Below are 9,176 nucleotides of genomic sequence, written 5' to 3'. Positions count from 1 at the left end.
AGGCGCGCGGCCTGTCGGACTTCGCCGCCGACCCGGCCGGGACGTTCATCTTCCGGTTCGAGCCGGCCAGCGTCGTGCGCCGGCTCAGCCCCGGCTCGAAGCTTCTGGGCACGCCTCTGGTGCCGGTGGTCTACCGGATCGACATGCGCGACCCCAACAGCCTGTTCGTGTCCCAGGCGTTCCGGATGCGCAACCGCGACCTGATCTACGTGTCGAACGCCCCCTTCACCGAGGTCCAGAAGGTCCTCACCGCCTTCAACGGCGTCACCGGACCGGTCGCCTCCGCCGCGACGGCCTACGCCTACGCCAAGTAGGGGCCAGGTCGTCGACAGGACCGCCGCGGAAAAAAATCGCGTTTCGCCGCGTCCTCGCGTATGGGCACTGGGTGCGGGGCGGGATCGAGGCTACGGAGCCGCATCCGCCGTCGCGCCGACGTGTCGCGCAAGGATGCCCAGAAGAGCCCGATGAAGATCGGACGTTTCGTCCCCGCCCACGGGCCGCTCCGGCCCGCGCTGATCGCCCTGAGCCTGTGTCTCGCGCTCCTGCCCGCCACCCAAGCGGTGGCCGACGTGGTGGTCGGCGTCGCGGTTCCGCGGTCTGGTCCCTACGTGGCGGTCGGCGAGCAGGTCCTGCGCGGTGTCGAGGCCGCCGCCCGGGACGCCAACGCCATGGGCGGCCTCGACGGCCAGCCCGTGACCCTCGACGTGCAGGACGATGCCTGCGACTCGAACACCGCCATGGCGGTGGCCAACCACTTCGTCCGGTCGAACGTCCGTCTCGTCGTCGGCCATGTCTGCTCCAACGCCTCGATCGCGGCCTCCGACATCTACGCCCAGAACGGGGTGGTGATGATCACCGCGGCCTCGGTGGCGGCCCGGCTCACCGACCGGGGGCTGCCGAACATCTTCCGGGTCTGCGGCCGCGACGACGACCAGGCGCGCCTGTCCGCCGCCGTGCTGGCCGAGCGGTTCCGCGACCGGAAGATCGCGCTGATCCAGGACCAGACGCCGGCGGCGCGCAGCCTCGCCGCCGCCACCAAGGACAACCTCAACCGCATTGGCGTGAACGAGGCGCTGTTCCTGTCCTTCTCGCCGAGCGACGCCGACGACGCCGCCCTGGTCGACCGCCTCAAGGGCGCGGGGATCGAGGTCGTCTACTACGGCGGCGACGCCGCCGAGATGGGCCGCCTCGTGAAGATCGCGGCGGACCGGGGCTTCCGGCCGCAATGGTTCGGTACCTCGGCCATCGCCACGCCGGACTTCGCAAAGATCGCCGGATCGGCCAGCAACGGCGTGCTGATGACCTTCTACCTCGACCCGAGCCGGCAGCCCGCCGCCGCGGCCGTCGTGAAGGCCTTCAAGGCCGAGGGCGTCGATCCCACGGGCTCGACGATCTACGGGTACGCGGCCATGCAGGCGCTGGTGGCGGCCGGCAACTTCGCCCACTCCACCGAGCCGAGGCCGATCGCGCAGGCCCTGCACACCGAGCGCTTCGATCTCGTGCTCGGCACCGTCGGCTTCGATGCCAAGGGCGACGTCACCGCCCAGGGCTACGTGCTCTACGTGTGGAAGGACGGGAGCTTCACGCCGGCCGGCAAGTGAGGGGCGGACCCCGCACAGGCAACCTCACAAGGTCTCTGCGGCCTCGACCTCCGCGCCGCGCCCGAGGCCGCGCAGCAGCTCTGCCAGATGCGGGCGGACCCGCAATTGCAGGGCGTGCAGCCGCCGCACCGCCGCGCTGAGTTCCCCGTCCCGCCCGAGCATCGCGTCGGCGTAGCCGATCATGCGCGCGTTCGGCCAAGCCGGCTCGCGCAGGGCGTGGAGCCGCTCCACCAGGGCGGCGGCGGACGCGTCCGGCTCGGCCTGCGCGAACAGGGTCAGCAGCGCCGCCGTGGAGCGCGACAGGCCGTAATGGCAGTGGACCAGGAGATGGCCGGCCCCGTCGAGCGCCCGCCCGAAATCCAGGATCGCCGCGACGTGCTCCGGCTCGGGCGGGACGAGACCATCGCCGGGGCCGAGGCAGTCGTGGAACCGGAGGGTCGTGCGGGCGTGGGCGCCGTAGGCGGTGAGGGCCGCGGGCTCCGGCGTGCCGGGATCGAGCAGCGACAGGACGTGGCTCACGCCGCGCGCGCCGTGGCCGGCCAGTTCCTCCAGGCCGCAGACGGTGTGCAGGGTGACGGCGGGCTCGGTTCGCATCCCGGGCGCCTAGCACGGTCACGGTCCGGTTTCGAGGCGCCACGGAACTGCCCGGGCCGCCCGCGGCTTTCGAGAACCGGCACGCACGTGCTACCTGCGACCCCCGATCCGGCCCGGACGGGTCGGACCTGCTCGGACGAGATGCCGTTGGACGAACCTCACCTCGCGCGATCCCCCGCGGCCGGGCCGCGGCGCCGCAGCATGCTGACCGCCGGCCTCGGCGCCGCCGCGGCCCTGACCGGGCCGCTCGCCGCGCCGGCCCGGGCCGAGTCCGCCCCGGAGCTGCGCTGGCGCCTGTCCTCCGCCTACCCGAAGACCCTCGACATCCTGTACGGCGCCCCCGAGGCGCTCAGCCGGATCGTCGCGGAGGCCACCGACGGGCGCTTCCAGATCCAGGTCCAGGGCCCCGGCGAGCCGGTCCCGGCCGAGGGCCTGCTCGACGCCGTGGCCGCCGGCACTGTCGAGATGGGACACGGTCCTGCGACCCTCGGCATGGCCAAGGATCCGACCTTCGCGCTGGCCACCGCGGTGCCCTTCGGCTTCAACGCCCGGGGCGCCGCCGCGTGGTGGCAGGCGGGCGGCGCCGCCGAACTCTTCGCCGAGGTCTTCGCCAAGGCCGGGCTGGTCTGCCTGCCGGGCGGCAACACCGGCGCCCAGATGGGCGGCTGGTTCCGTCGCGAGATCAAGACCCTCGCGGACCTGCAGGGCCTGAAGTTCCGGATCGGCGGCATGGGCGGCCAGGTGCTCGCCAAGTTCGGCGTCCAGCCGCAGGCGGTGCCGGGCCCGGAGATCTACGCGGCCCTGGAGAGCAAGAAGCTCGACGCCGCCGAGTGGATCGGGCCCTACGACGACGAGCGGCTCGGCCTGCAGAAGGTCGCACCGATCTACCATTATCCCGGCTTCTGGGAGGGCGGCGCCCTGCTGCACTTCTGGTTCAACGCCGAGAAGTGGAAGGCGCTGCCGAAATCCTACCAGGGGATCCTCCGGGCCGCGGCGGCCGAGGTCGGCGCCGACGTCCAGGCCAAGTACGACGCCCGCAACCCGCAGGCCCTGCGCCGGCTGGTGGCCGGGGGCGCGCAGCTGCGGCCGTTCCCCCAGGACGTCATGGAGGCCGCCCTCAAGAACGCCAACGACGTCTACGCCGAGATCGCCGCCAAGAACGCCGATTTCCGCCGCGTCTACGAGGCGATGCGGACCTTCCGCAACGAGGAGTACCTCTGGTTCCAGGTGGCAGAGTACACCTACGACAACTTCATGATCCGCGCCCGGGCGCGGGGCTGAGGCGCGCGCCGCCGCGGAAGGCCGGCGCGGCGCCCCGGGGGTGCTTCAAAGATGGGGACGTCGGGGCCGCGCCCGATTGCCACGCGATCGGGAACGGCTCTAGCGTCCGGCACGGCATCGGCGAGGGGAGGGCTGCATGTTCGGGACGCTGCGGGTCGGATTGGCTCTGCTCGGGGCGGCGCTGCCCCTCCAGGCCCTCGCACAGTCGGCCGCCAACTTGTCGGCCCTGCGCGGGCTGGTCCCGGTGGCCCGGCTGCAGACGACGCCCGACGGCAAGGCGGCGCTCGACGCGAACCTGCGGGTCACCGGCGACATCCAGAGCGGCGCGCTGCAGCAGCCGACGCTCCTGCCGTTCCCCGAGCAGCAGCAGCTCGCCCTGCGGGACTGCTTCATCACCGACGGCAACGCCGCCAACCTCGCCGACGGCCTCGGCACCACGCTGGCCCAGGCCTACCACGCCAAGGCGACCTACAGCGACTACAAGACCTTCACCAGCATCGCGCCGGCGGTCGCCAACCTGATCGGCTACACCAACAACGTGACCAAGTCGGATTCGAATTCCGGCAAGTACTTCTTCGCCAATGCCACGACCAACGGCAAGCATTCGGTCTCGGACGAGGCCGCCGCGATCCTGTCGAACGGCGCCGTCACCGACGTGTTCGGCAAGGCCTACGACCGGCCGGCCGGGAGCCCCGGCGCCGACCGCTACGGCAATTCGCGGCCGTTCCAGACCCTGCCACGCCTCCTCTCGTATCGCGGCAAGGACTATTTCGGTGACGCGTCCGACAGCCTCGACTGGCTGCGCGGCCCCTCGCAGGACCTCGTGAACAGCCCGTCCTACCCGAGCGGTCACACCACCTACGGCTACACCGAGTCCATGGTGCTCGCGCTGCTCGTACCCGAGCGCTACCAGCAGATGGTCGCCCGCGCCGCCGAGTACGGCAACGATCGGATCATCGTCGGGGCGCACTACGCCATGGACGTGCTGGGCGGCCGGGCGACCTCGCTGCACGCCCTCGCGCACCTGCTCGCCAACGATCCGGCCTATGTCGGCCAGATCCGGAAGAACCCGGCCGTCCTCGACAAGGCGTCCGCCGAGGCCGACAGGACGGTCGGCGTGACGGATTACCGGGCGCTCCTGACGGAGGCCCGCGCGGCGATGACCGAGGCGCTGAAGGCCGGCTGCGGCGACGCGGTGTCGGCCTGCGCGGCGAAGGATACCGGCCGGTTCAAGGACGCGGCCGCCAACGCGGCCTTCTACGCGGCGACCCAGACCTACGGCCTGCCCGTGGTGCATCCGGACACCGCCGGCCGGCGTGAGGACGTGGGCAAGGTCGCGCCGGAGGCCGGCCACCTGCTGACCGCGGCCTTCCCGGCGCTGACGCTCGACGAGGCCAACGCGATCCTCACCGAGACGCAGGGGCCGGGCGGCGGTTTCCTCGACGACGGCTCGGAATTCGGCGTCTACGCGCGCCTCGACCTCTACACGGCGGGCGGCAAGGCCGCCGCGCTGGCGGCGAGCCGGGCGGGGTCCAGCGCGACGCGCTGACACGCCGTGGCCGAGGGCCTGTCGGATCGCCGGCGGCGCGGATCTCCCAGGGAGGCAGGGCCGCCGGAGAGGTGTCCGTCGCGCTCCGGGCGCCCCGCCTGCGCGGGAAGCGCGCTGCCCCTCACCGCGCCCGTGGAAGGGCCGGACCGGGGCCCGCGCCTGCTCCGGACAGAAAAAAGGCCACTCCCGAAGGAGCGGCCCGAAGTCTAGGGAGGAAACGCCCAAGAAGGGCTGCGGAAGGGCGACGCCATCGCCTTCCCGCGCTGCACAATCTGCGCTCCTCGACGGAAAATTCAAGAGCATCAGGACAGCAGGGCTGTCCTTTCGTGCGCTCGCGCACGCGTCGCTTCCCGCCTGTGTTGAAAATGTCGCAGGCCGTCGAGCGCGATCGAAACCTGCATTGTCGCGGGCGGGACCGATCGATCGCCGTGCAAGTCCCTGATGAGGCGGGGTTTTGGCGGCTGGAGCCGGAGTTCGGCCCGTCGCCTCGACTGCGGCTTTTCATCCGTCTGGTCCGGACGGACGAAAATCCCGCCCGCTCTACCTTCTCCGGCCAAGGTTCCGGCGCGGCGCGCCAAGCAAGGAGCAGGTGAGCATGGCGATCCAGGGCGAACGGATCCGGATCCTCAACGATGTCGAGCCGCGCGAAGACGGCGCCTACGTCCTGTATCTCCTGCAGCAGGCCAACCGGGCGACGTTCAATCCGGCTCTCGAACTCGCCATCGAGGAGGGAAACCGCCTCGATCTGCCGGTCGTCGCCTGCTTCGGCCTGCTGGACGGCGCGAGCGGCTTTCCCGAGGCCAATGCCCGGCACTATGCCTTCCTGCTCCAGGGTCTCGCGGACGCGAAGGCAGGCCTGGAGAAGCGCGGGATCGGCTTCGTCATGCGCAAGTGCTCGCCCGCCGAGATCGCCATCGCCCTCGCCGAGGACGCCGCGCTCCTCGTGCTCGACCGCGGCTACCTCGCGATCCAGAAGGGCTGGTACCGGGAGATCGCCAAGTCGGTGAAGACGCGGATCGTCCAGGTCGAGGGCGACGTCGTCGTGCCGGTCGAGACGGCCTCGCCGAAGCACGAGTACGCCGCCCGGACGCTGAGGCCGAAGCTGAACCGGCTGTGGGACCCGTTCCTCGCGGCGCTGAAACCCCGCCGGGTGAAGCGCGCGGCCGATCGCCTGACGCTGAAGAGCGCGATCGACGTCTCCGATCCGGAGGCGGTGCTCGCTGGGATGACCCTCGACCGGGAGGTCGGCCCGGTGAAGCGCTTCACGGGCGGCGAGACGCAGGCCCGCAAGCGCCTGAAGGCGTTCCTGAAGGACGGGTTCTCGGGCTACGGCGCGGGGCGCAACATGCCGGAGGCGGCCGCCGCCTCGCACATGAGCCCCTACCTGCATTTCGGGCAGATCTCGCCGGTGGAGATCGCCCTGGCGGTGCGGGAGGCCAAGGTCGGCGATGCCGACGACCGCGGCGCCTACTTGGAGGAACTGATCGTCCGGCGCGAGCTCGCCATGAACCACGTCTTCTACACGGAGGGCTACGACGCCTACGACAGGGCCGTGCCGGACTGGGCGCGCAGGACCCTGGCCGAGCACGCGAAGGACGAGCGCCCCCACGCCTACTCGGAGGCGCAACTCGCCGCCGGCGAGACCCACGACCGCTACTGGAATGCCGCGATGCGCGAGATGCGCGAGACCGGCTACATGCACAACCAGCTGCGGATGTACTGGGGCAAGAAGATCCTCGAATGGTCCCCGTCGCCCGAGGAGGGCTTCGCCCGGACGCTCCGCCTGAACAACCGCTACTTCCTCGACGGGCGCGATCCGAACTCCTTCACCAACGTCGCCTGGGTGTACGGCCTGCACGACCGGCCCTGGCAGAAGCGCGAGATCTTCGGCACGGTCCGCTATCAGAGCGAGAACTCGCTCAAGAAGTTCGACGCCAAGGCGTATGTGCGGGCGGTGGAGAAGCTCTGCGCCGCCGAGGGCTGAGGCGGGACGGCCACGCGGACGCTGGGGCGCTTCGGTATCCTCGCAATCGTCGCACGATGACCGGACCGGGCGGCAGCGTATTGCGACGCTTGTCTCCGCAGCGGCTCAGTCGTCTCGCGCGCACAAGTTCGTGAAGAAACGCTTCCACGGCCTCGGATGTTTCGAGCCCACTTCCGGCCCGTCGCGGACGGCCGGACATGATCCGGCGACAACTCGGTCGGACCGGGGTCGGATCATCGCGCTGCTCGAAACTGAACGGAGGACGACGATGCGGATGAAGCTGGCAGGCGCAGCACTCCTCGCGCTCGGAACCTTGGCCGCCACGGCCGGTACGGCGGAGGCTGCCCAGGGCTGCGGCCCGGGCTTCCACCGGGGCTGGTCAGGCTGGTGCAAGCCGAACTGGCGCCCCTACGCGTACCGCCCGGTCTACTACGCCCGACCGGTGGCCTACGGCTGGGGCCGTCCCTGGGGCTGGCACCATCGGTGGGGCTGGCGCCACGCGGGCTGGCATCGCCCCTGGGGCTGGCACCATCACGGCGGCTGGCATCGGGCGGCCTGGCACCACAGGTGGTGATCGGCTGAGCGGCGGGGCCGGCACGCCGGTGCCGGCCCTCGGCCATCCCGCGCAGGGGGCCTTTCCTTGACCATTGCGCTATAGCGTCCGCTCTCACTGCGCGGACGAGGTGCTCTTTCATGGTCGAGAAGCGGGACGAGGTGCGGGACACGACGGATGCTCCGCCCCCGCAACGGTCGCGCTACCGCCGCTCGATCATGCGCCTGCGGTCGGCCTCGATGGAGGCCTATCCGCTCTGGCGCGGGCGGCTGCTCTTCCTCGTGGGCGGCATCGGCGTGGGCCTCGCCGCCGTGCTGATGGCCAAGGGCGCCGACCTCGCGCAGGACGGGTTCCGGCGGCTCACCGCGCCGTCGCCGCTCATCGCCCTGCTGCTGACGCCCGCGGGCTTCGCCCTCGCGGCGCTGCTCGCCCTCACGGTCTTCCCGAACTCGCAGGGCTCGGGCATCCCGCAGGTGATCGCCGCCCGCCACGCCCGGGATACCGGCTTCCGCTACTCCCTGATCTCGCCGCGCGTGGCCTTCGGCAAGGTGCTGGTCCTGTTCCTGGGCCTGTTCTGCGGCGCCTCCGCGGGCCGCGAGGGGCCGACCGTGCAGGTCGGCGCCGCGATCATGGCCGCCTTCGGCCGCCTGACCCCGGAGCGCCTGCCCGGGCTGCTCCTCGCGGGCGGCGCGGCCGGCGTCGCGGCGGCCTTCAACACGCCCCTCGCCGGCATCGTGTTCGGCATCGAGGAGCTGGGACGCGCCTACGAGGCGCGCTCCTCCGGCCTGATCGTGGCCGGTATCGTGGCCGCGGGCCTGACCTCGCTCGGGCTCCTCGGCAACTATACCTATTTCGGGACGACCGACGCCGCCCTGCCGCTGGCGGCCAGCTGGATCGTGCCGCTGATCGCCGTGGTCGGCGGCCTCGCCGGCGGCCTGTTCAGCCGCCTCGTCATCCTGTTCGCCCGCGGCCTGCCGGGCGCGGCCGGACGGATGATCCGGAAGCGGCCCGTGATCTTCGCGGCGGCCTGCGGGCTGTGCGTCGCCCTGTGCGGCCTCGCCTCCGGGGGCGCCGCCTACGGGACTGGCTACGAGGAGGCCAAGGCCATCCTCCACGGCGACGCGACGGCCGGCTGGACCTACGCGCCCCTGAAATTCGCCGCCACCGTGCTCAGCTCGATCAGCGGTATCCCGGGCGGCCTGTTCGCGCCGTCCCTGGCGGTCGGGGCCGGCCTCGGCGGCACGGTCCACGGATTCCTGCCGGGCATGCCCGTCGGCGCCGTCGTGCTGATCGGGATGGTGGCCTACCTGACGGGCGTGCTGCAGGCGCCGATCACCAGCTTCGTCATCGTCACCGAGATGACCCAGAACCACGCGATGGTGATCCCGCTGATGGTCGCGGCGCTCCTGGCCGACGCGGCCTCGAAGGCGATCTGCCGCGGCGGCCTCTACCACACCCTGGCGGAGATCATGCTGGAACGGGCCGACGTGCCGGCGCAGCCCGTGGCGAAGACCGGCTGACCGCGTCCCCGACCGAGCGGCCGGACGCGGGTAAGAATAAAAGCGGACCGGTTCGGAATCCGCGGAACGGTCTCGCTTGGCGTCGGTTGAGGCA

The 9,176-nt window shown here is 71.6% G+C and carries 7 protein-coding genes and 1 pseudogene; 7 read left to right on the top strand and 1 reads right to left on the bottom strand.

What is annotated here, in order from left to right:
* Both ACLBYB_RS30405 and ACLBYB_RS30400 read left to right on the top strand, forming a co-directional pair.
* Positions 1-314, top strand: a pseudogene (locus ACLBYB_RS30405) (polysaccharide biosynthesis/export family protein); the annotation flags it as partial.
* Positions 315-464: 150 nt separating this feature from the next.
* Entirely contained in the window at positions 465-1,601 is a 1,137-nt protein-coding gene (locus tag ACLBYB_RS30400) for a branched-chain amino acid ABC transporter substrate-binding protein (protein WP_026604861.1), read from the top strand.
* A 24-nt stretch (positions 1,602-1,625) separates the two neighbouring features.
* Here ACLBYB_RS30400 and ACLBYB_RS30395 read toward each other — a convergent pair whose 3' ends face one another.
* Positions 1,626-2,195, bottom strand: a complete 570-nt coding sequence (locus ACLBYB_RS30395) for a tyrosine phosphatase family protein (RefSeq protein WP_447701043.1) — start codon at positions 2,193-2,195, stop codon at positions 1,626-1,628.
* A gap of 201 nt (positions 2,196-2,396) precedes the next feature.
* Here ACLBYB_RS30395 and ACLBYB_RS30390 point away from each other — a divergent pair, with 201 nt between their 5' ends.
* From ACLBYB_RS30390 to ACLBYB_RS30370, 5 genes are all read left to right on the top strand, one after another.
* Positions 2,397-3,476 carry a TRAP transporter substrate-binding protein gene (locus tag ACLBYB_RS30390; RefSeq protein WP_447701044.1) on the top strand — a complete coding sequence of 360 codons (1,080 nt, stop codon included), beginning with the start codon at positions 2,397-2,399 and terminating at the stop codon, positions 3,474-3,476.
* Positions 3,477-3,612: 136 nt separating this feature from the next.
* Positions 3,613-5,025, top strand: a complete 1,413-nt coding sequence (locus ACLBYB_RS30385; protein ID WP_447701042.1) for a phosphatase PAP2 family protein — start codon at positions 3,613-3,615, stop codon at positions 5,023-5,025.
* Positions 5,026-5,620: 595 nt separating this feature from the next.
* Positions 5,621-7,009, top strand: a complete 1,389-nt coding sequence (locus ACLBYB_RS30380) for a deoxyribodipyrimidine photo-lyase (protein ID WP_447701041.1) — start codon at positions 5,621-5,623, stop codon at positions 7,007-7,009.
* Between the two features lie 268 nt (positions 7,010-7,277).
* Positions 7,278-7,583 carry a GCG_CRPN prefix-to-repeats domain-containing protein gene (locus ACLBYB_RS30375; protein WP_082557827.1) on the top strand — a complete coding sequence of 102 codons (306 nt, stop codon included), beginning with the start codon at positions 7,278-7,280 and terminating at the stop codon, positions 7,581-7,583.
* 119 nt (positions 7,584-7,702) lie between these two features.
* Complete coding sequence (locus ACLBYB_RS30370) at positions 7,703-9,082, top strand: chloride channel protein (RefSeq protein WP_447701040.1); 1,380 nt, start codon at positions 7,703-7,705, stop codon at positions 9,080-9,082.
* Positions 9,083-9,176: the final 94 nt, after the last annotated feature.

Source organism: Methylobacterium sp. D54C, assembly GCF_053345595.1.
Note: the sequence above shows the minus strand (reverse complement) of the source record. Positions and strands in the feature narration are given on the sequence as shown.